The following is a 20,125-nucleotide window of genomic DNA, read 5'->3' as shown; positions in this document are numbered from 1 at the left end:
GTAAAGCGCATGTCCGTGCCGCGTAAAATCCATCAGCATGGGTCTCTCTTTCTTCAGCCGCGCCCTGCGCGGTTTTTTCGCAGCCGTTGGATGAAGACGGAACAGACCGATGCTGACGCTAGCGCAAACCCGCCTGACGTTGCCGATACTCCCCCGGGGTCATGTGGGCGTAGCGCTGGAAAAAACGGCTGAAGTAAGCCGGGTCCTTGAAGCCCAGCTGGTAGCAGATTTCGTTGGCCGAACCCCGTGTAAACAGCAACAAACGCTTGGCTTCCTGCATGACGCGCTCAAGCACCAGGCGCTTGGAGGGCAAGTCGGCGATACGCCGGCACACGTCATTAAGCCTTGCCTCCGTGACGCCTGCGGCCTGCGCATAACGTGCCAACGCCCAGTGCTCAAGGTAATGGGCTTCGATCAGCTCGTTGAAGCGATGGAAGATCTGCAGGTCCTCATGGCGCGCGGGTGTTGCCTCCAGGGAGTTGGCGCACAGGCGCAACAGGCTGATCATGATCAAGCGCGTCAGGCTCAACAGCGCCGCGCTGTGACCTGCCGCCGTGTTGTTCATCTCGACGCGCAACTCTTCGAACAAAAATGCCAAGCGCCGCGCTTCGCCCTGGTATTCGGGGGCCAGCCGATCCAGCGCAACACACGCCGCCGCCAATTGCGAGCCCGGTGCCAATTGCGGGTCACTCTCGATCAATTGCCAGACCAGTTGCTGGCGCACCGTCAACACATGCCCGTCGCTGTCGGCTTCGGTGACGAACGAATGGGGGATCGTCGGCGGCGTGAGGAAAAACATCGGCCCCGACTCCAGGTATTGCTGGTCGTCAAGGTAGACACGCACCGCGCCGCTTTTGACGTAGTGCACCTGGAAAAAACGGTCGTGCCGATGCACCGGCATATTGCGCCCGAAAAAGCCGGCGAGGTTGCCCAGCTTGTCGTAGTGCACCTCGCTGTCGCTGTAGCGCTGGTCGTAGACCTGCCCGATGTTGATGTTGGGGATCGGGTGACGATCATTCATCTGTCTGTACTCATTATTTTTATCGGTATCGCCTGCAGCGCCGCTCATGTTGCGCCTGCGAAAAGACTTTCGCCACCAGCGCAGGCCTTGACGATCGTTAACATCTTAATTATAACGTTAACACATTAACAATTGAGGTGAGGCCAACCGCGCCCCGCCCCTGCCAGGAGAAAAGCATGAGCCGTGCCTTGCATGACGCTGCGACCGGCACCCTGTTCGGTGTTGCACTGAACTACCAGGGTCTGGTTGATCAGCATCTCGCTCAATTCCACGAAGCGCCGTATAAACAGCCGCCGGTCAAACCGGTGTTGTTTATCAAGACGCCCAATACGCGCAACGGCCACGATCAGGCAGTGATTTACCCTGCGGGTATCCAACACCTGCAACCCGGCCCCGCGCTGGGTGTGGTGATCGGCAAAGACGCCAGCCGCGTCAGTGAGGCGCAGGCACTCGACTACGTGGCCGGTTACACCATCGTCAATGAGTTCAGCCTGCCGGAAGACAGCTACTACCGCCCGGCGGTCAAGGCGAAATGCCGTGATGGTTTTTGCCCGATCGGCCCTGAATTGATTCCCCGCGACCAGGTTAACAACCCACACGACTTGAGCCTGAGGCTGTGGGTCAACGGCGAACTGCGCCAGGAAAACTCCACGGCCAACTTCGTGCGCAGCCTCCCGCAACTGATCGCTGAAATCACTGAATTCATGACCCTGCACGCCGGTGACGTATTGATCACCGGCACACCGGAAGGCCGCGTCGACGTGCTGCCGGGTGACCGGGTCGAAGTGCAGATCAGCGGCCTGGGTAGCCTGGTCAATCACATCGTCGCCGAGCAGGAGGCCGCTGTATGAGACACGCACGTATCCGTTTTGAAGGCGCCATTCATGCCGCCACCGTGGAAGGCGACGACAACACCCTGCTCCTCGCCGACGGCCGCCGCGTCCCGGCCAGCGCCGTCGAGTGGCTGCCGCCTGCCACCGGCAGCATGTTCGCCCTGGGCTTGAACTACGCCGACCACGCGGCGGAACTGGCCTTCGCGCCGCCGACCGAACCCCTCGCCTTTGTGAAATCCGTAGGCACCTACACCGGCCACGAGCAGATCACCTGGCGCCCGGACAACGTCGCCTACATGCACTACGAGTGCGAATTGGTGGCAGTCATCGGCAAACCTGCCCGCAACGTCAAGCGTGAGGATGCGCTGGACTACCTGGCCGGCTACACCGTGTGCAACGACTACGCGATCCGCGATTACCTGGAAAACTACTACCGCCCCAACCTGCGCGTGAAAAACCGCGACGCCACCACCCCGGTCGGTCCGTGGATCGTCGACGTGGCAGACTTGCCCGACGCCTCGGACCTGAAGCTGCGCACCTGGATCAACGGCGAGCTGCGCCAGGAAGGCAGCACCAAAGACATGATTTTCGACATCCCCTACTTGATCGAATACCTGTCCAGCTTCATGACCCTGCAACCGGGCGACATGATCGCCACCGGCACCCCGGAAGGGCTCGCCGATGTGGTCCCGGGCGATGAAGTGATCGTGGAAGTCGAGGGCGTCGGCCGCCTGGTCAACCGGATTGTCAGCGAAACCGAATTCTTCAAGCAGCAAACTCTCAAGAACAAAAAACTCGCTGAGCAAGAGGCGTGAACAGCATGATCAAGCACTGGATTAACGGCCGCGAAGTCGAAAGCAAAGACGTGTTCATCAACTACAACCCCGCCACCGGCGAGGCGATTGGTGAGGTGGCCAGCGGCGGCGCCGAAGAAGTCGCGCAAGCCGTGGCCGCGGCCAAGGAAGCCTTCCCCAAGTGGGCCAATACCCCGGCCGCACAACGCGCCAAGCTGATGCGCAAACTGGGCGAGCTGATCGAGCAGAACGTGCCGCACCTGGCCGAACTGGAAACCCTGGACACCGGCTTGCCGATCCACCAGACCAAGAACGTGTTGATCCCGCGCGCCTCCCACAACTTCGATTTCTTCGCCGAAGTGTGCACCCGCATGGACGGCCACACCTACCCGGTCGATGACCAGATGCTCAACTACACCCTGTACCAGCCGGTGGGTGTGTGCGCGCTGGTGTCGCCATGGAACGTGCCGTTCATGACCGCCACCTGGAAGACCGCGCCGTGCCTGGCGCTGGGCAATACCGCGGTGCTGAAAATGTCCGAGCTGTCACCGCTCACCGCCAACGAACTGGGGCGCCTGGCCGTCGAGGCCGGCATTCCCAATGGCGTGCTCAACATTATCCAGGGCTACGGCGCGACGGCCGGTGACGCACTGGTGCGGCATCCCGATGTGCGTGCCATTTCCTTCACCGGCGGTACGGCCACCGGCAAGAAGATCATGCAGACCGCCGGGCTGAAAAAGTACTCGATGGAATTGGGTGGCAAATCGCCGGTGGTGATCTTCGAAGATGCCGACCTGGAGCGCGCATTGGACGCAGCGTTGTTCACGATTTTCTCGTTGAATGGCGAACGTTGCACCGCCGGCAGCCGGGTGTTCATTCAGGAAAGCGTGTATCCCGCCTTTGTCGCCGAGTTCGCCGCGCGAGCCAAGCGCCTGATCGTCGGTGACCCGCAAGATCCGAAGACCCAAGTGGGCTCGATGATCACCCAGGCCCACTACGACAAGGTCACCGGCTATATCAAGATCGGTATTGAAGAAGGCGCCACCCTGCTGGCGGGCGGCCTTGAGCGCCCGGCCAACCTGCCCGCGCATCTGGCCAAGGGGCAGTTCATCCAGCCCACCGTGTTCGCCGATGTGAACAACAACATGCGCATCGCCCAGGAAGAAATCTTCGGCCCGGTGGTGTGCCTGATTCCGTTCAAGGACGAAGCCGAAGCCTTGCAACTGGCCAACGACACCGAGTACGGCCTGGCGTCTTACATCTGGACCCAGGACATCGGCAAGGCCCATCGCCTGGCGCGTGGCATCGAGGCCGGCATGGTGTTCATCAACAGCCAGAACGTGCGTGACCTGCGTCAACCGTTCGGCGGCGTAAAAGGCTCGGGGACCGGGCGCGAAGGCGGCCAATACAGCTTTGAAGTGTTCGCCGAGATCAAGAACGTGTGCATCTCGATGGGCAGCCACCACATCCCGCGCTGGGGCGTGTAACCGGACCACCGTGTGCGGCGGGCTTCACTTATATTCGTCGAAGACCGCCGCACAAGCACCCAACAACAAGAAAGGAGCCTCATCATGGGCACGCTGGCACTAGCCGCCAAGATTACCCACGTTCCGTCCATGTACCTCTCTGAACTGCCCGGCCCACGCCAGGGCTTTCGTCAGGCGGCCATCGACGGCCACTATGAAATCGCCCGCCGCTGCCGCGAACTGGGGGTCGATACCATCGTGGTGTTCGACACGCACTGGCTGGTCAACGCCAATTACCACGTGCTGTGCGGCCCGCATTTCAAGGGCGTGTACACCAGCAATGAACTGCCGCACTTCATCAGCAACATGCCGTACGAGTTCCCCGGCAACACTGAACTGGGGCTGTTGCTCGCCGAAGCCTGCAACCGTTTCCAGGTCGAGACCATGGCGCACCATGCCACCACCCTCGGCCCGGAGTACGGCACGCTGGTGCCGATGCGCTACATGAACCAGAACCAGGACTTCAAGGTGATCTCGGTGTCCGCCCTGTGCACCTCGCACTATCTGGCGGACAGCGCGCGCCTGGGCTGGGCCATGCGCAAGGCCGTCGAAGACCACTACGACGGCACGGTGGCGTTCCTCGCCAGCGGCTCGCTGTCGCACCGCTTTGCGCAGAACGGCCAGGCGCCGGATTTTGCCACCAAGGTCTGGAGCCCCTTCCTGGAAACCCTCGACCACCGCGTGGTGAAAATGTGGGAGGACGGCGAGTGGCCGGAGTTCTGCGGGATGCTCCCGGAATACGCAGCCAAAGGCCACGGCGAAGGGTTCATGCACGACACCGCCATGCTCCTTGGCGCGCTGGGCTGGAGCGACTATGACGGCAAGGCCGAGGTGCTGACGCCCTACTTCGGTTCCTCCGGCACGGGGCAGATCAACGTGGTGTTCCCGGTGACCCCGCAAGACGGCGCCAACATTCCCCCGGCTCAAGCGGCCAACCCTGGCGCAGTGTTATCCACCAGCCGCCTCTAAGCGCAGGAGACTCGACATGCCGCACCTGGTGCTGCTTTACACCCCCGAGCTTGAGCAAGAGACCGACGTTTCTGCGCTCTGCCGTGCCCTGGCCGACACCATGCTGGAACAGCGCGACGAGGCCGGCAAAGCCGTGTTCCCCACCGGCGGCACCCGCGTGCTGGCCTACCCGGCGGCCCACAGCGCCGTCGCCGACGGCAAGGGCGACTACGGCTTTTGCTACGCCAACCTGCGCATGGGCAGCGGCCGCAGCCCAGCGGTGCACCAGGCCGTCGGCGACAGCTTGCTGGCGGTGCTGCGCGCCCATCTTGAGCCGATTCTCCAGCGCCGCCCGCTGGGCATCACCCTGCAAATCGATGAAAGCGCGGCGCAGGTCTACGACGCCAAGCACAGCAGCCTGCACCCGTTGTTCACCAAACCCACTTGAGGGCGGCCCGCCGCCCTCCTCCCCGTGCCTATCTCATATAAAAAGAAGTACAACATCATGAGCACAGCCAACACTGCCACACAGCCTTTGCGCCATTCGCAAGACAACACCCACAGCACCATCACCTGGCGGCTCATGCCGCTGTTGCTGGTGTGCTACCTGTTTGCCCACCTGGACCGCATCAACATTGGCTTTGCCAAGATGCAGATGAGTGCCGACCTGCACTTCAGCAATACCGTGTACGGCTTCGGCGCCGGCCTGTTTTTTGTCGCCTATGCCTTGTTTGGCGTGCCCAGCAACCTGGCGCTGGACCGTTTCGGTCCGCGGCGCTGGATCGCGTGCTTGATGGTGGTATGGGGGATTTTGTCCACCAGCATGCTGTTCGTGAACGATGCCGCTGGCTTCTACGTATTGCGCTTTTTGCTCGGCGTGGCGGAAGCGGGATTCTTCCCGGGCATCCTGGTGTTTCTCAATCGCTGGTACCCGGCGCGCCGGCGTGCCCAGGTCACCGCACTGTTCGCGATTGCCGTGCCCATGGCCGGGGTGATCGGCGGCCCATTGTCGGGTGGCATCCTTGAGGCCTTCCACGACTTCGGCGGCCTGCGGGGCTGGCAGTGGATGTTCCTGATCGAAGGCGCACCCGTGGTGCTGCTGGGGCTGGTGGTCCTCAAATGCCTGCCTGACTCTTTTGAAAGCGTGAACTGGCTGACCGATGCACAAAAGGCTCAACTGCGTGAGCAACTGCACAGCGAAGAGCAACGCAAAGCCATCACCTCGTTTGCCGGCATCCTAAAAGACACCCAGGTCTGGGTCCTGGTGGCGGTGTATTTCGCCGTCATGCTGGCGGTGAACACCCTGGCATTCTGGATGCCGTCGCTGATCCACGGCGCCGGTATCGGCAGCGATGGCAAGGTCGGCCTGCTGAGTGCCGTGCCGTACCTGGCGGGGTGTTTTTTCATGATCGCCTGCGGGCGTTCTTCGGACCGTCGCCGCGAGCGCCGCTGGCACTTGCTGGTGCCGCTGCTGATGTCCGCCGCCGGCATTGCCATCGCCGGCCTGCTGCCACACAACCCGCTGCTGGTGATGACGGGCTTGATCATCGCCGGCATGGGCGCCAGTGCCGCCCTGCCGATGTTCTGGCAACTGCCTCCGGCGTTCTTATCCAACTCGACCCAAGCGGCGGGCATCGCCCTGATCAGTTCCTTCGGCAGCATTGCGTCGTTCCTGGCACCGTACCTGATCGGCTGGATGCGCGACAACACCCAAAGCGCCAGCCTGGCCCTGTATGTCCTCGCGGCCTTTATCACCTTGGGCGCCTTGCTGGTGCTGCGCACCCAGGCCGCCATCGTCAATCCACAGTAAGAGACCCTGAACATGCTTCCTTCCAGCGTGATAAAGCAAGCCGCCGCACAACTGGACCAGGCCGAACGCACGGGCGAACAAGTGCGCCAGTTTTCCCTGGACTACCCCGACATCACCATCGAAGACGCCTATGCCATTCAACGGGCCTGGGTCGAGAAAAAAATCCAGGACGGGCGCAAGCTCGTCGGCCACAAGATCGGCCTGACTTCGCGCGCGATGCAAGTCTCCTCGAACATCACCGAACCGGATTACGGCGCGCTGCTGGACGACATGATTTTTGACGAAGGCACCGACATCCCGTTCAGCCGCTTTATCGTGCCGCGGGTCGAAGTGGAGCTGGCCTTTATCCTCGGCAAGCCGCTCAAAGGCCCGAACTGCACGATTTTCGACGTACTCGACGCGACCGAATGGGTCATCCCCGCCCTGGAGATCATCGACGCGCGCATCCAGCAAATCGATCCGCAGACCAAGGCCACCCGCAAAGTGTTCGACACCATCTCCGACAACGCGGCCAACGCCGGCGTGGTCATGGGCGGACGCGCGGTGCGCCCGACGGACATCGACCTGCGCAAAGTCCCCGCCGTGCTCTACCGCAACGGCGTGATCGAGGAATCCGGGGTGTCCGCCGCGGTGCTTAACCATCCGGCAAAAGGCGTGGCCTGGCTGGCGAACAAGCTGGCGCCGTATGACGTCACCTTGCAGCCCGGGCAGATCATCCTGGGCGGCTCGTTTACGCGCCCAGTGGCCGCCAATCCCGGCGATACCTTCCATGTCGACTACGACATGCTCGGTTCCATCTCCTGCCGTTTTGTCTGACGAGGAACCTGTCATGGATATGCCGGTAAATCTCTTCAAGCAACGCCTGGGCAGCGGCACCGCGCAAATCGGCTTATGGCTGGGCCTGGCGGACGCCTATTGCGCCGAACTGGCGGCCAATGCCGGTTTCGATTGGCTGTTGATTGACGGCGAACATGCGCCCAACGACCTGCGCGGTATGTTGAGCCAGCTGCAAGCGGTGGCGGCCTATGCCAGCCAGCCGGTGATTCGCCCGGTGATTGGCGATACGGCGCTGATCAAGCAAGTGTTGGACCTTGGCGCGCAGACCCTGCTGGTGCCGATGGTGGAAAGCGCTGAGCAGGCGCGCCAGCTGGTGAGTGCGATGCACTATCCGCCCCAGGGCATTCGCGGTGTTGGCAGTGCGCTGGCGCGGGCTTCGCGCTGGAACAGCATCCCCGGGTATCTGGAGTTGGCCAACGCGCAGATGTGCCTGCTGGTGCAGATTGAAAACCCCGAAGGGCTGGCCAACCTCGACGCGATTGTTGCAGTGGAAGGCGTCGACGGGGTGTTTATCGGGCCTGCCGACCTCAGCGCCGCCATGGGCCATCGCGGCAACCCTGGCCATCCTGACGTGCAAGCGGCCATCGAGGACGCGATCGTGCGCATTCAACGGGCGGGCAAAGCGGCTGGCATTCTGAGCGCTGACGAAACCCTGGCCCGCCGCTATATCGAACTGGGCGCGGCGTTTGTCGCGGTCGGTGTCGACACCACTGTGCTGATGCGCGGGCTGCAAACCCTGGCCGGTAAATTCAAGGACTCGCCGCTGCCCGGCAATGCTGGCGGCGGCGTTTACTAAGGCCGGCATCATCCTGTACCCAGACCGCTTTCATGTGAATGAAGCGGTCTTTTTGCTTAGCGCTTGATCGCCTTCAGTTCTGTGAGCAAGGCCAGCAAGGTCTGGAGTTTCTCGGCGCCGAAGCGTTCCTGCAAGCGCTGGTAGTTTTGCTCCATGCAATCGCTCATCGAGGCAAAACACGCCTGCCCGCCTGCTGCCAGCGTCACCAAGACCCGACGCTGGTCCTGGTCGGCCTTGCGCCGATGCACCAGGCCAGCCGCTTCCATACGGCTCAGGACACCGGTCATGCTGGGTTTGAGAATGCAGGCCAGGTCGGCCAGGCGATTGGTTTCCAGTTCGCCCTGCTGAGTGAGGATGCGGATAACGCGCCACTGCTGTTCAGTCAGGCCATGTTCATTGAGTGAAGGCCGGAAAAAGCTCATGGCGACTTCGCGTGCTTGCAGCAGATTGAGGGTCAAGGACGGACGGGGTTTGGACATGCTTCACAGCCAGCTATTTTGTTAATACGTTAACCAACTTATCACAGCCTGCCCAGCCTGTGGTTCTGCATCAGCCATCTGGCGCTGGCGATGGCACGCAGGTACAAAAGCGAAGGCAGGCACAGTCAAGACACCTACCGCTCGTTAGGCCCTTAATGTACGCCATGGAACAGGGCTTGCTAACGCCTTGTCGTGACGTTTTTTCAATCTATTCAGGCCGCGCCATGATCACTATCGAAACGCCAACCTATTACTCGGCCACCAAAAAATACAACCTCGCTTTCCCGACCCTGGAACAGGATATCGAAGCGCAAGTGGTGATCATTGGTGGCGGTTTTTCGGGCATCAACACCGCGCTTGAACTGGCCGAAAAAGGCATCACCAATACCGTGGTCCTGGAGGCGCGCTACCTGGGCTTCGGCGGCACGGGGCGCAATGGCGGCCAGATCATGGCGGGGATCGGCCACGACCTGGAAAAGATCAAGAGCAGCGTCGGCGAACAAGGCCTGCGCGAGATCTTTGAAATCAGTGAATTGGGCGCGGGCATCATCAAGGACCGCATCGCCAAATATGCCATCGATGCGGACTTCTGCCATGGCTATGGCTACATGGGCTTCAATGCTCGCCAGGCGAAAACCCTGCGGGCCTGGGAGAAGGACTTCAAGAGCATCAATACCCGCGATGAGATTCGCTTCATGGAAGGCCGCGAGGTCAAGCAGATCATCGGCTCCGACGCCTACAGCAGCGCCCTGCTGCACATGGGCGGTGGCCATGTGCATTCCCTCAACTTGCTGCTGGGCGAAGCCAAGGCGGCATCCGGCCTCGGCGTACGCATCTTTGAACACAGCCCGGCCCTCGAAGTGACCTACGGTGAACAGATCACCGTGCGCACTGGCCGTGGCTCGGTCAAGGCTGAAAAGTTGCTATGGGCGTGCGACAGCTTCCTCAACAAGCTGGAGCCGGAACTGCACAAAACCACGATCAACACCTACGCGTTCCAGATGATGACCGAGCCTTTGCCCGAAGCGCTGATCCAGCGCATCAGCCCGATTCGCGGGGCCTACAGCGATATCCGCCCGGTGATCGACTACTACCGTGTGACCAATGAGAACCGCCTGCTGTTCGGCGCGGCCACGCCGGTGATCGAGCATATTCCCAAAGACCTCAAGGCGTGGAATCGCCAACTGATGCTGAACATCTTCCCCTACCTCAAGGACGTGAAGATCGACCTCGCCTGGGGCGGACCGATGGCGACGGGCGCCAACCTGTTCCCGCAAATCGGCACGCTGAGCGGGCGCCCCAACGCCTTTTACGTCCAGGGTTACGCCGGCTTCGGCGTCACGCCGAGCCACATTATCTGCAAGGTACTGGCCGAGGGCATGAGCGAAGGCTCGTCACGCTACAACCTCATCAGCTCCGTCAAACACGCACAAATCCTCGGCAAGGATCATATCCGCCCCTTGATCCTCACCGCCGGCAAAAGCCTTCACCAACTCTCGGGCTACTTCAACGGCCGCCGTTGACTGCCCCGCTCACCCTACTCACTGGAGAACTGCCATGACCATTACCACTATCGAGCAACACGTCAAGCTGTCGGCACTGGATGCCTGGGGCACCGTGGCCGACCTCGGCTCGACCATCCTCGAAGGCGAAGTCAGAGCCTTTGGCAAAATGACCTTTGGCGCGCCCACCGACCCGGTCAGCAGCGCCTACTTCGGCACCACCAAGGGCAAGTTCCGCATGGAATACCCGTTCAACGAGCAAGCCACCGTCGTCACCGGTGAAGTCATCCTCACGGAAGAAGCCACCGGCAACAGCACGCGTTATGGCGTGGGTGACAGCTGGTTCGTGACCAAGGGCACTGCCGTGGTGTGGGAGATCGTCAGCGAAGAGTTCGTCAAGCACTACTTCGCTGTCGCTTGATCGCGTTGCGGTCGCTGCCTTGAAACCACTGCCGATCTTCGGCAGTGGTTTTTTTATGCCTGCCCGGCCGCCAGGGCAATCGAGTCCCCGAGGATTCGCCACAACGCAGCGACGCGGCGGCGGTAGGTGGCCTCGTTACCGTAGATCAGCTCGACGTGCAGGCTGTCGATCAGCCCGATATACGCGTCCTGGAATATCCCGAGATCGGTGGCGTTCAGCGCGGGGTACTTGGCCTTGAGGCTGATCCCGAACAGTTCGCGCATGCGCTCAAGGTAAGCTTCAAAACCTGCACTCACCTGCCCCTTCAGTTCGGCAGGTGGAAAAAACGCTGTGCGCAGCAGAAAGCGCAGCGCCGCCGAAGACTCATAGCGCTGCGCAAGGTGGTCGGTGTACAGCGTGTCAAGGCCAACCGAAGGGCTGGCAGCCACGGCAAACCGCTCCTCGAGGTACTGGCGTTCGGTGGTCAATGCCAATGCCAGCACCGCACTGAACAGGTCATCCTTGCTTTTGAAATGCGCATACAACGACGGCTTGCGCATGCCCGCCAGCACCGCGATGTCGTTGAGTGAGGAGGCGTCGTAGCCCCGCTCGGCGAAATGCACCAGGGCGATGTCGCAAATTCTGCCCGCTGAAGGGCTGAGCACTTTCATGTGAATATCCTTGCCAGCAATCTTTTATCAATGATTTAACGCGGTGACCTGATCCGCCTTGCCTTGGCGCACGCTGATCCAGGTAAGCAACCCCACCACCGCGGCGCACAGCACCAGCAAGCCGCCCCACGCCGTGGCGCCGTGGTTACTCACCAGGCCGGTCAGGGGTGTGGCGCACGCCGAGATGCCCAGTTGAAAAGCCCCCAGCAACGCGGCGGTCGAACCCAGCGCGGTGGTTTGCGAAGACATCACCAGGGTCATCAGCGTGGTTTCGGCGATCCCCACGCCCAGCAACGCAAGCGCCACTCCGGCCACCAGCCAGTACAAGCCCAGCCCGGCGGCTGCGGCAGCACAGGCGATGAGCGCACCGGCGCCGATGCAGCAAGAGCCCGCCACGGCCAGGGTAGCCAGACCGTATTTACCCACCAGCTTCGCCGCCAGCGAGGCCCCGACAAGGATCGCAATACCGGTTGCGCCGAACAGGGTACCAAACTGGGCAGCGGGCAACCCGAAGTCGTTCTGGTAGATGAACGTCGCCCCGCCGATGTAGGCGAACAGGAAGAAGAACACCGCTGACAGGGCCAGCGCCGGTTGCAGAAAACGCCAGTCCTGGGCGATGCGCGCGTACGTGCGGATCGCCCGCTTGAAGTTCAGCGGCTCACGCTTGTTCGCGGGCAACGTTTCCCGCAACACCACCATGGAATTGACCGCCACCAACGCGCCCAGGGCCGCCAGTACCACCATCACCGCGCGCCAGCCAAAGTGCGCATCAATGTAGCCGCCCAGTGCCGGCGCGATAATCGGCGCCACGCCTTCGATGGTCATCAGCAAGCCAAACAACTTGGCCGCCTGCACGCCCTGGGTGACATCACGCACCATGCTCATGATCACCACCAGGGTCAGCGCACTGCCCAGCCCCTGAACGAAGCGCGCCAGCAGCAACCAGTCCAGCGTCGGTGCTGCACCGGCCACCAGTGCGCTCACGCTGAACAACGCCAGGCCGGCAATCAATGGGCGCCTGCGCCCCCACGCGTCGACGACAGGGCCGAACAGCAATTGGCCGAGGCCCATCGCCAGCAGGAACACGGTGAGTGTCAGCTGGATACTGGCCACGCTGGCCGAATACTCCACCGCCATCTCCGGCAAGCTGGGCAGGTACATGTCGACGGCCGACGGGCCGAGGGCACCAATGGCACCCAAGGCCACGGCAAATTTCAACGAAGGATGGTTTGAATTGATCGGTTTCATCATAAGCTCACGACTTGCAACCTACCGGTCGGTAGGGTGAAGTCGTGAGGTTAGCCAATGCCCTGGCGAAAGGTCAAGCCGTTAATTAATTAACAGTCAGGCGGCACCGGCCAAGGCGCCCGAGAGCGCCTGCGCGCGGAAATCCTTGGGCGATTGCTCGAAGTGTTTTTTGAAGGAACGGCTGAAGTGCGCGGAATCGGTAAACCCCCACTTATAGGCAATCGAGGTGATCGACTCCGCACGCAGGAAGGGATTGGCCAGGTCCGTAGCGCTGCGCTCCAGCCTGGCGCGCTGGATGTAACGGCACACACTGTCGCCCTCTTCCTCGAACAGTCGGTAGAGGTGCCTGACCGAGATTTTCAGGCGCCCCGCCAGGCACGCGGGTGTCAGGTTGGTCTGGGCCAGGGACTCGTCGATGACCTTCTGCACATAGCTGCGCAGGTTCACGCCGCCGAGCACGGCAGCGTCGTTGGTCTTCTCCTCGGCCTGCTCGAACCCGGAAGCCAACAGCAGGATAAAGGCACTCTGCAAGGCTTCACCCTCGGCCGCCGCGCTGTCGTTGCCGTCACTGCCCTTGCAGGCCTGGTCCATCAACAAATGCAGCATGCGCCCGCAGGCTTTGGTCGACGAGATCTTGCCGAAGATCGGCGACACGCCTTTGAGCTGGCGCTGCACTTGCGCGCGCGACAAGGACAGCGACACGTGCTCGATCAGGCCATGGGGGGCAATGGCGCAAGGACCGACCGAATCCATCAGCATCAGGTCGCCGGGCGCCAACTGGATGGTCACGCCGCCCTGGGTGATGTGGGAGTAACCGGTGCGCTGGCTGACCAGGAAACAGTGTTCGTCGTTGTCGCAATCGGCACGATCACCGTAGCGCACAATGTTGCCAGCATTGGTGCGCATATTGGCCAATGACAGCCCGCCATGGGACCAGGTGGAAATCTCGCCGATAAACAGCGAGCGATTAAACGCCAGTTGGGTTTCGAAACGACCACACAATGCCTGCATGGTGGTGGTCCAGTGGTCCAACCCGTCCCAGGCAGCCTGATGGATGCTCATGAATACCTCCGCACGCGATGCTTATTTTTGTGCGCCAATAGTTAACATGTTATCTATAGGCGCACAACTGTAGATCTATGCAAAGTACATAAGCACAAGCCATGCCATTCAAGGCTTAAAGCGTCTTGAGTACTTGGTGTAGAGCCAAAATGCTCTGCTGCAACAGGCGGGTTTGTTCAATACTCAACGAAATATAGCGGCGAAAAGCCGGCATCCGATTGACCACCTCGCTGCCGCCCATATGCTCCAACGCCACGCTCCAGCCGCCTCTGGTGTATTCAAGGGTGATCTTCTTGAAATCCAACGGCATCAGCGCCTCGCGCAACCTCTGGTTGGCGCTCAGCTGAAGGGTCAGCCAATCGGCAAAGTCCTGCGGCCCTTTGCGGCGGCGGCAGACCAACCCCGTGCGGGTAATGGCCCCCGTGTGGTGCAGTTGGTAACACCCCTCGCTCCACGGCGAGGCAGGCGTGTGGAAGCGAAACTCCGTGAGCACCACATGCATCAGCAACTGCGCTTCGGCACGCTCATGCACCTCGATGAGCGGCCCCTCTGGACTGAACTGGAACTGCGCGCACACCGGGGCCGAACACTCAAACGAGGGCTGGCCCAGGTTACGGCGCACACGCTCAAGCGTCGCCCCCGGCCAATACCCCGTCGGCGCACGCTGGGCGCCGAACAGCTCAGACAGCCTTGCAAGCATGATCAAATTCCTCACGAGCCAGAACACCAGGTTCCATGGCGAACTCCTTGGCCAATACGTCCTCCACCCGCGCCGGCTTGAAGGGGTTGACCTTCTGCACCACCAGCGTCCAGAACAACGCGTACACGGCGGTGCCGCCCAACATCACGCCAAACGGAATGTACACGTCCGCCGGGTTCATGCCGGGCGGAGTGATAAACCACATTCCCAGCAAAATCCCCGCGCTGGAAACGATCTGCGGCAGCGGAAAGAACGGCGAGCGATAGGCCCGTGGCAAGTCCGGGCGACGGATACGCAGGATCACTACCGACAGCGTGACCAGCAGGTAAGCGGTGCTCCAGGCACACACGGCTGCCAGTACCAGGTGCAGGATGTTGTCCGCGTTACCGCCCAGGTACCAGGCATGCAGGCACGGAATCAGCATTGCCACGAGAATGCACAACAGAGGCGTCTTGAAGCGCGGGTGCAAATAGGTGAACACCTTCGGCAACGCCCCATCCACCGCCATGCCGTACAGGATGCGCGGCACGCCGGCCATCAAGGTGTTGATGGTGGCAGCGCCGGCAAACAAAAAGCCGATGCCCAGCCACACCGGGCCGATATCCCCCATGACCTGGGCGGCGAACTTGGGAATCGCCATCGGCGTATCCAGCAAGTGCAGGCCGGTCGCCGGGTCCAACACCAGGTTTTCCACCTGGCGCTTCATCGCCGCGCCATAAATGAACATGCACGATGCCACGCCCACCAGGCCCAGGAGCATCGCCTTGGGCATGGTCGAGGCGGATTTGCGCAAGTCCGGCGCCAGCGGCGTGACAAACTCACAGCCGACAAACATGAACATGGCCATGCCCACCAACGACAGGATGGTCATCGGGTCACTGCCCACCAGAGACTCGCCAAACCAGCCGTCCAGCTCCACCGCCGGCGCTGCGATCAACCCCAGCACGCCAAACACCATCAGCGTGGTCCACATGCCGAAGGTCAGGATGATTTCCGCACGGCCAAACACGCTGACACCAAAGGCGTTGAGAATGCCGAAGCTGATCACAAACGCCACCCCCAGCAACCACGACCCACCGGCCGACTCGGCCAGCGTGTTGAGGTGTTCGAAGTTCACCAGCGCCATGACCCCTGACAGGATGGTTTCGGCGGTCCCCGCGAACACATGCACGATCAGGTAGGCGGACAACGTCCCGGTGATGGCAAAAAAACGCCCCATGCCACAGTTGATGTAGTCATACACCGAGCCGGTGGTGGGCAGGATCGCCGCCGCTTCGGCAAACGTGGTGGCCTGGGCCAGCATCATCACCACCGCGATCACCATCGCCACGGCAAAGGCTTTGCCGCCAATGCCAAAGCCCATGGTGGCCGTAAGGATGACCGGGCTGGCCATGATCAGGCCTACCGTACTGGCCAGTGCAGTAGGAAACCCCACCGATCCGCGATTCAAGTGCTCAGTGAGCTTATGGTTGCTCGACATTTTTTAATGTCCCTGACGTTAGGTTGGCGTAAGTAGCGACAGGCTGATCCTTTCTACAGGAGGCTGGCGTCGCCGCACACCCTCACTGTGCGCCCCTGTTCCATGAGCGTCTTGCCCACGGCTGCCGGCGGATTTGTTGCAGCCTGCCAACGGCGTGCAGCTGGCGAGCTGAGTCAAATGGCTGGCACGGTGGTTAAAGACGCCTGGCCCTCACGCCCCCATTAATGGCGCGCTTGATCTTCAACCGCACATCAACAACAGGGGCAATAACCATGGGGCACACCTCAACTACCCGTTCACTCTCAATGGCCGTGGCGCTGGGACTGGCCAGCGCTGCGTGCGCCCAGGCCGCACAAGCCTATGAGCTGTATGCCGACAGCGACACCCATATCAACGGCAATTTCCTTGCCGTTTATGGCTTGTTCAACAGCCGCAAGAACTACGACGGCACGACCGGTGGTTCCACCTGGCGCGAAGGGTTCATCAAATATGGCTTAAGCCTGGACCGTACGCTAGGCAGTTACGGCAGCGTGTATGGCACGGCCAACCTGGTCAGCTCAGGCACCTGGGGTGACGGCGATGCCGTGGGCCTGAGCAACGGCAGTGAACGCACCACAAAATTTGACGAAGCCTTCGCCGGCTGGCGCTCAGGCGAGCTGTTCCCGGCCTTGGGCAAGGATGGCGTGGACCTGTCCTTCGGCCGGCAGATCATCCAGTTGGGCAACGGTTTTATCATCAACGATGACGGTTTGAATTTCGGCAAAGGCCCGGCGGACGGCGAGTTGAATCGCGGCGGTGCCTACTACCTCGCTGCCCGCCACGCCTTCGATGAAACCGCAGTATTGCGCCTGGGTGGCAAGGACGGGTTGCACGGCAGTGTCATGTGGATCAAGTCGGACAACCGCGCCCAGGCCAAGACTGAGATGGCCGCTGGCACCCTGGACTACACCGCAGCCCCCGGCACCCTGGGCTTGACCTACATCCATGGCATCGACGTGGATAAGCGCTACGCCAGCGACTTCCAGCAGCAACGCAAAGGCATGGACATCTACAGCCTGCGCGGCAGCGGCGACGCCGGCATCCAAAACGCCCACTTCGGGTTTGAATACGCCTGGCAAGACAAAGACGCCGGCGCCGAGAAAGCCTGGTATGCCGAAGCGGGCTACACCTTCGCCGATTCCCTGTGGAGCCCCGACATCACCTACCGCTACAGCCGTTACTCCGAAGGCTGGGACTCCATGTTCAACGGCTACAGCACCGGCTATGGCACCTGGTTCCAGGGAGAAGTGGCCGCCAACTACGCAGGGCCCTTCAACAGCAATACCGAGATCCAACATGTGGCGCTCAAGGTGCACCCGCTGGAAAACCTCACGCTGGGCACGCTGTTCTTTGATTATTCAACCACCCACAAGCGGGGCAACCTCGACCTGAGCGGCCGGGAACTGGATGTGTTTGCAGAGTGGGCGGTCAACGAGCACCTGATCATTACCCCGCTTGTCGGCCTCTATAAGCCCAAGCAGGATGAAAACACCGGAGGCAATCAAGTCGGCGGCAATGGCACCAACCTGTACAGCCAGGTGACAGTTGCCGTGCCGTTTTAAAAGAGTAAAAGCAAAATGTGGCGAGGGAGCTTGCTCCCGCTGGACTGCGCAGCAGTCCCATTGTTGGGGCCGCTTCGCGGCCCAGCGGGAGCAAGCTCCCTCGCCACAGATACAACAAACCTCAGCTGGCAATCACCGCCTTGAGCACGGCCTTGAACGTGTCGATCTGCTCGGCCGAGAACTGAGCGAACACCTTGTCCTGCTGCTCCCGGGCAATGGTCCACAGCGACTCGGTCTCATCCACCCCTTTGACGGTCAGCCGCACACGCTCGTTATCATCCACCACCAGGCCCTTGCGCTTGAGATTGGCCACCGCCTCCTCGATTTCACGCACTGGCATCGCCACTTCACGCTGCAACTGGTTCAGATCCAGCCCGGCGTCATTTTCCAGCACCATCAACATCCGCGCTTCACTGGTACGCAGCCCGGTGGACAGCTGGCGCGGCTGATAGCTGGCCTGATAAGCCCGCAACGCCTGGGTCATCAGGTAATAGAGGTTATGGCTCAGGCGCCCCTGGAAATGGCTGCTGGGCGGCTGGCCTTCGTCGCGCTTGGTCATGCGGGTGTGGGGCAACACCATCGAGTAGGCCCCCTGGTGATACAGCAGGGGCGAACGGCCGAAATCGTCAAACGCAACCACTTTGCCGATCATGATCCAGTGGTCGCCACCGTCGACCTGCTGGAACTTTTCACAGTGAAAACGCGCCGAGCAGTCCGCAAACACCGGTGCACCGCCCTCCCCTGGTTCGAACTCAATCTCAGCGAAACGATCATCCTTGGGCCGGGCAAAATTATTCGACAAATCGATCTGATCCGCCGCCAGCACGTTGACCGCGAAGTGACTCGCCGCTTCAAACACCTCGTGGCTGTTGGAGCGCTTATCGATGCTCCACAAGATCAACGGCGGGTCCAGGGACACCGAGTTGAAGCTGTTGGCCGTCACGCCGACTTTACGGCCGCTGGCGGTGGCCGCCGTCACCACCGTGACACCGGTGGCGAAGTTGCCCAAGGCACGGCGAAACGCGCGCGCGTCGAATGGATTGGCGGGTTGGGATGCAAGGACTTCAGACATGAAAAACTCCCGGGCTGGCCCACAGACCAGCCCTGTTTGTTGTTATGGGGATAGCGCTACGGCGGGGATCAGACCATCGAAGGATCGGGCTCAAGCCCCATCAACTCGCGCCCGAGGATCTGCGCGCACACGTCATAGTCGGTGTAGGCATGCGCACCAGTGAGGTGGGAATCGCGGAACAGGCGTTGCAGCTCGTTGCTCTCAAACCAGGCGCCACCGCCGGCGGCTTCCATCAAGCGATCCACGGCCTGGATACACATCTTGGTGGCATAGCCCTGGTTGGTCCGCCAGAACGCCAGGGTTTCACGGCTCGGGTACTGATGCTGCTCGCTGTACCAGGCGATCTCGTTCCAGCTTTTTTCCAGCAAGGCACGCGCCGCTGCCACCTGGTGGGTGGACTCGGCCAGGCGCATCAACGCCGGCGTGGCGGCCCCCACCGCAGCGCCGGTGTAGGCGCGCACGCGGGTTTTGGTTTTTTCGCGGAACACCTCCAGCATGCGCTCGGCGATTCCCAGGCTGACGGTGGAAAAGCCGCTGGCAAAATAAGGCCGGTACGGTGCGAAGAAGAGCTTACTGTCCGGGTACAGCCCGAAGCCTGCCGACTTGCCTTCCATCATGTCCTTGGCTTTCTGGATGCGGTGATCAGGCACGAAGGCATCCTTGACGATCAACGTCTTGCTGCCGCTGCCACGCATGCCTACCGCATACCAGTCATCACGGATCGCGTAATCGCTGCGGGGCAATACCGCGAAGCAATAGTCCTGGCTGCCCTCGGCGTTTTTGCGGCGAAAGCCCATGATTGCCCACTCCGCGTGATCGCACCCCGAACTCCAGCCCATTTCACCGCTGAAGGTCACCCCGCCGTCGACTTCCTCGGTGCGGCCGAAGGGCGCAATGCTGCTGCTGGCGGTGGCATCCGGGTCATCGCCCCACACCTCGTCCTGCAACGTCGACGAGAACATCGCCAATTGATGGCTATGGGTGCACAACAGGCTCATCGCCCAGGCGGTACTGGCGCAAGACGCGGCCAGAAGCGCGATGCAATCGGCAAACTGCGGGAGCGAAATCTCCAGGCCGCCATACTTGCGCGGCTGCAACGCATGGTGCAGGCCGATGCTTTTGAGCAAGGCGATATTCTCGGCAGGAACACTGCGATCCTTCTCGGCGGCAAAGGCGTTGGCGGCGATGGCAGGCAACACGGCCTTGAGGTCTTCGAGCAGAGGATTGGGCTTTTTCATGGCGGGGCTCTTTATTATTGGAGGTGAGCGCCTCCCGTGCCGAGCAGCCATGGTTCTCAGGTAAACCGTGGCTTCTGGCCGGGAACAGGCAAAAGTACCGGGCCAGT

At 61.4% G+C, this 20,125-nt stretch carries 20 protein-coding genes; 11 read left to right on the top strand and 9 right to left on the bottom strand.

Annotated elements, in window-relative coordinates:
- Window positions 1-118: 118 nt before the first annotated feature.
- Window positions 119-1,021 (bottom strand): 4-hydroxyphenylacetate catabolism regulatory protein HpaA, encoded by a 903-nt coding sequence (gene hpaA / locus DBR46_RS01160; protein WP_124524658.1) that lies wholly within the window; start codon window positions 1,019-1,021, stop codon window positions 119-121.
- Between the two features lie 176 nt (window positions 1,022-1,197).
- Here hpaA and DBR46_RS01155 point away from each other — a divergent pair, with 176 nt between their 5' ends.
- From DBR46_RS01155 to hpaI, 8 genes are all read left to right on the top strand, one after another.
- Entirely contained in the window at window positions 1,198-1,872 is a 675-nt protein-coding gene (locus DBR46_RS01155; protein WP_124524657.1) for a fumarylacetoacetate hydrolase family protein, read from the top strand.
- A complete protein-coding gene (locus DBR46_RS01150; protein ID WP_124524656.1) occupies window positions 1,869-2,669 on the top strand; it encodes a fumarylacetoacetate hydrolase family protein in 801 nt (266 codons plus the stop codon). The genes DBR46_RS01155 and DBR46_RS01150 overlap by 4 nt, the downstream gene beginning before the upstream one ends.
- Window positions 2,670-2,674: 5 nt before the next feature.
- The gene (hpaE, locus tag DBR46_RS01145) at window positions 2,675-4,135 is read left to right on the top strand and encodes a 5-carboxymethyl-2-hydroxymuconate semialdehyde dehydrogenase (protein ID WP_124524655.1); all 1,461 of its coding nucleotides are present in this window, start codon (window positions 2,675-2,677) and stop codon (window positions 4,133-4,135) included.
- A gap of 84 nt (window positions 4,136-4,219) precedes the next feature.
- Entirely contained in the window at window positions 4,220-5,143 is a 924-nt protein-coding gene (gene hpaD / locus DBR46_RS01140; protein WP_124524654.1) for a 3,4-dihydroxyphenylacetate 2,3-dioxygenase, read from the top strand.
- A 16-nt stretch (window positions 5,144-5,159) separates the two neighbouring features.
- Window positions 5,160-5,570: a 5-carboxymethyl-2-hydroxymuconate Delta-isomerase gene (locus DBR46_RS01135; RefSeq protein WP_124524653.1), complete on the top strand. Its 411-nt coding sequence runs from the start codon at window positions 5,160-5,162 to the stop codon at window positions 5,568-5,570.
- Between the two features lie 57 nt (window positions 5,571-5,627).
- Window positions 5,628-6,932 carry an MFS transporter gene (locus DBR46_RS01130; protein WP_124524652.1) on the top strand — a complete coding sequence of 435 codons (1,305 nt, stop codon included), beginning with the start codon at window positions 5,628-5,630 and terminating at the stop codon, window positions 6,930-6,932.
- Between the two features lie 12 nt (window positions 6,933-6,944).
- Entirely contained in the window at window positions 6,945-7,748 is an 804-nt protein-coding gene (hpaH, locus tag DBR46_RS01125) for a 2-oxo-hept-4-ene-1,7-dioate hydratase (protein WP_124524651.1), read from the top strand.
- Window positions 7,749-7,761: 13 nt separating this feature from the next.
- Window positions 7,762-8,565: a 4-hydroxy-2-oxoheptanedioate aldolase gene (hpaI, locus tag DBR46_RS01120; RefSeq protein WP_124524650.1), complete on the top strand. Its 804-nt coding sequence runs from the start codon at window positions 7,762-7,764 to the stop codon at window positions 8,563-8,565.
- Between the two features lie 56 nt (window positions 8,566-8,621).
- Here the strand turns inward: hpaI and hpaR are convergent, their stop codons facing one another.
- Window positions 8,622-9,044, bottom strand: a complete 423-nt coding sequence (gene hpaR, locus DBR46_RS01115) for a homoprotocatechuate degradation operon regulator HpaR (RefSeq protein WP_124524649.1) — start codon at window positions 9,042-9,044, stop codon at window positions 8,622-8,624.
- A gap of 224 nt (window positions 9,045-9,268) precedes the next feature.
- Between hpaR and DBR46_RS01110 the strand changes: the two genes are divergently transcribed.
- Complete coding sequence (locus DBR46_RS01110; RefSeq protein WP_124524648.1) at window positions 9,269-10,567, top strand: FAD-binding oxidoreductase; 1,299 nt, start codon at window positions 9,269-9,271, stop codon at window positions 10,565-10,567.
- A 34-nt stretch (window positions 10,568-10,601) separates the two neighbouring features.
- Window positions 10,602-10,967, top strand: coding sequence for a cupin domain-containing protein (locus DBR46_RS01105; protein WP_124524647.1), 366 nt, complete (start codon window positions 10,602-10,604; stop codon window positions 10,965-10,967).
- Window positions 10,968-11,020: 53 nt separating this feature from the next.
- Here the strand turns inward: DBR46_RS01105 and DBR46_RS01100 are convergent, their stop codons facing one another.
- The 5 genes from DBR46_RS01100 to DBR46_RS01080 all read right to left on the bottom strand — a co-directional run bounded on the left by DBR46_RS01100 (window position 11,021) and on the right by DBR46_RS01080 (window position 16,107).
- On the bottom strand, window positions 11,021-11,617 hold the full coding sequence (locus tag DBR46_RS01100) for a TetR/AcrR family transcriptional regulator (RefSeq protein WP_124524646.1): 597 nt from the start codon (window positions 11,615-11,617) through the stop codon (window positions 11,021-11,023).
- Window positions 11,618-11,644: 27 nt separating this feature from the next.
- Window positions 11,645-12,865: a multidrug effflux MFS transporter gene (locus DBR46_RS01095; protein WP_124524645.1), complete on the bottom strand. Its 1,221-nt coding sequence runs from the start codon at window positions 12,863-12,865 to the stop codon at window positions 11,645-11,647.
- A gap of 96 nt (window positions 12,866-12,961) precedes the next feature.
- Window positions 12,962-13,927 (bottom strand): transcriptional regulator FeaR, encoded by a 966-nt coding sequence (gene feaR, locus DBR46_RS01090; protein ID WP_124524644.1) that lies wholly within the window; start codon window positions 13,925-13,927, stop codon window positions 12,962-12,964.
- A 115-nt stretch (window positions 13,928-14,042) separates the two neighbouring features.
- Window positions 14,043-14,627 carry a DUF3156 family protein gene (locus tag DBR46_RS01085; RefSeq protein ID WP_124524643.1) on the bottom strand — a complete coding sequence of 195 codons (585 nt, stop codon included), beginning with the start codon at window positions 14,625-14,627 and terminating at the stop codon, window positions 14,043-14,045.
- Window positions 14,608-16,107 carry an APC family permease gene (locus tag DBR46_RS01080; RefSeq protein WP_124524642.1) on the bottom strand — a complete coding sequence of 500 codons (1,500 nt, stop codon included), beginning with the start codon at window positions 16,105-16,107 and terminating at the stop codon, window positions 14,608-14,610. Before DBR46_RS01080 ends, DBR46_RS01085 begins: the two co-directional genes overlap by 20 nt.
- A 272-nt stretch (window positions 16,108-16,379) precedes the next feature.
- Here DBR46_RS01080 and DBR46_RS01075 point away from each other — a divergent pair, with 272 nt between their 5' ends.
- Window positions 16,380-17,708 carry a hypothetical protein gene (locus DBR46_RS01075; RefSeq protein WP_124524641.1) on the top strand — a complete coding sequence of 443 codons (1,329 nt, stop codon included), beginning with the start codon at window positions 16,380-16,382 and terminating at the stop codon, window positions 17,706-17,708.
- Window positions 17,709-17,829: 121 nt separating this feature from the next.
- On the opposite strand, the gene DBR46_RS01070 is transcribed toward DBR46_RS01075, so the two are convergent.
- Together DBR46_RS01070 and DBR46_RS01065 are read right to left on the bottom strand one after the other, a co-directional pair.
- Window positions 17,830-18,780 (bottom strand): p-hydroxyphenylacetate 3-hydroxylase reductase component, encoded by a 951-nt coding sequence (locus DBR46_RS01070; RefSeq protein ID WP_124524640.1) that lies wholly within the window; start codon window positions 18,778-18,780, stop codon window positions 17,830-17,832.
- Window positions 18,781-18,848: 68 nt separating this feature from the next.
- Window positions 18,849-20,018 (bottom strand): p-hydroxyphenylacetate 3-hydroxylase oxygenase component, encoded by a 1,170-nt coding sequence (locus DBR46_RS01065; protein WP_124524639.1) that lies wholly within the window; start codon window positions 20,016-20,018, stop codon window positions 18,849-18,851.
- Between the last annotated feature and the right edge of the window lie 107 nt (window positions 20,019-20,125).

It is taken from the genome of Pseudomonas sp. KBW05, assembly GCF_003852405.1.
Taxonomy (GTDB): Bacteria; Pseudomonadota; Gammaproteobacteria; order Pseudomonadales; family Pseudomonadaceae; genus Aquipseudomonas.
The sequence above is the reverse complement of the archived record's forward strand: the minus strand, read 5'-3'. Positions and strand labels throughout refer to the sequence as shown.

Coding starts and splice junctions, on each gene's coding strand:
- hpaA (WP_124524658.1), bottom strand. CDS start 1,021: ATGAATGATCGTCACCCGATCCCCAACATCAACATCGGGCAGGTCTAC.
- DBR46_RS01155 (WP_124524657.1), top strand. CDS start 1,198: ATGAGCCGTGCCTTGCATGACGCTGCGACCGGCACCCTGTTCGGTGTT.
- DBR46_RS01150 (WP_124524656.1), top strand. CDS start 1,869: ATGAGACACGCACGTATCCGTTTTGAAGGCGCCATTCATGCCGCCACC.
- hpaE (WP_124524655.1), top strand. CDS start 2,675: ATGATCAAGCACTGGATTAACGGCCGCGAAGTCGAAAGCAAAGACGTG.
- hpaD (WP_124524654.1), top strand. CDS start 4,220: ATGGGCACGCTGGCACTAGCCGCCAAGATTACCCACGTTCCGTCCATG.
- DBR46_RS01135 (WP_124524653.1), top strand. CDS start 5,160: ATGCCGCACCTGGTGCTGCTTTACACCCCCGAGCTTGAGCAAGAGACC.
- DBR46_RS01130 (WP_124524652.1), top strand. CDS start 5,628: ATGAGCACAGCCAACACTGCCACACAGCCTTTGCGCCATTCGCAAGAC.
- hpaH (WP_124524651.1), top strand. CDS start 6,945: ATGCTTCCTTCCAGCGTGATAAAGCAAGCCGCCGCACAACTGGACCAG.
- hpaI (WP_124524650.1), top strand. CDS start 7,762: ATGGATATGCCGGTAAATCTCTTCAAGCAACGCCTGGGCAGCGGCACC.
- hpaR (WP_124524649.1), bottom strand. CDS start 9,044: ATGTCCAAACCCCGTCCGTCCTTGACCCTCAATCTGCTGCAAGCACGC.
- DBR46_RS01110 (WP_124524648.1), top strand. CDS start 9,269: ATGATCACTATCGAAACGCCAACCTATTACTCGGCCACCAAAAAATAC.
- DBR46_RS01105 (WP_124524647.1), top strand. CDS start 10,602: ATGACCATTACCACTATCGAGCAACACGTCAAGCTGTCGGCACTGGAT.
- DBR46_RS01100 (WP_124524646.1), bottom strand. CDS start 11,617: ATGAAAGTGCTCAGCCCTTCAGCGGGCAGAATTTGCGACATCGCCCTG.
- DBR46_RS01095 (WP_124524645.1), bottom strand. CDS start 12,865: ATGAAACCGATCAATTCAAACCATCCTTCGTTGAAATTTGCCGTGGCC.
- feaR (WP_124524644.1), bottom strand. CDS start 13,927: ATGAGCATCCATCAGGCTGCCTGGGACGGGTTGGACCACTGGACCACC.
- DBR46_RS01085 (WP_124524643.1), bottom strand. CDS start 14,627: ATGCTTGCAAGGCTGTCTGAGCTGTTCGGCGCCCAGCGTGCGCCGACG.
- DBR46_RS01080 (WP_124524642.1), bottom strand. CDS start 16,107: ATGTCGAGCAACCATAAGCTCACTGAGCACTTGAATCGCGGATCGGTG.
- DBR46_RS01075 (WP_124524641.1), top strand. CDS start 16,380: ATGGGGCACACCTCAACTACCCGTTCACTCTCAATGGCCGTGGCGCTG.
- DBR46_RS01070 (WP_124524640.1), bottom strand. CDS start 18,780: ATGTCTGAAGTCCTTGCATCCCAACCCGCCAATCCATTCGACGCGCGC.
- DBR46_RS01065 (WP_124524639.1), bottom strand. CDS start 20,018: ATGAAAAAGCCCAATCCTCTGCTCGAAGACCTCAAGGCCGTGTTGCCT.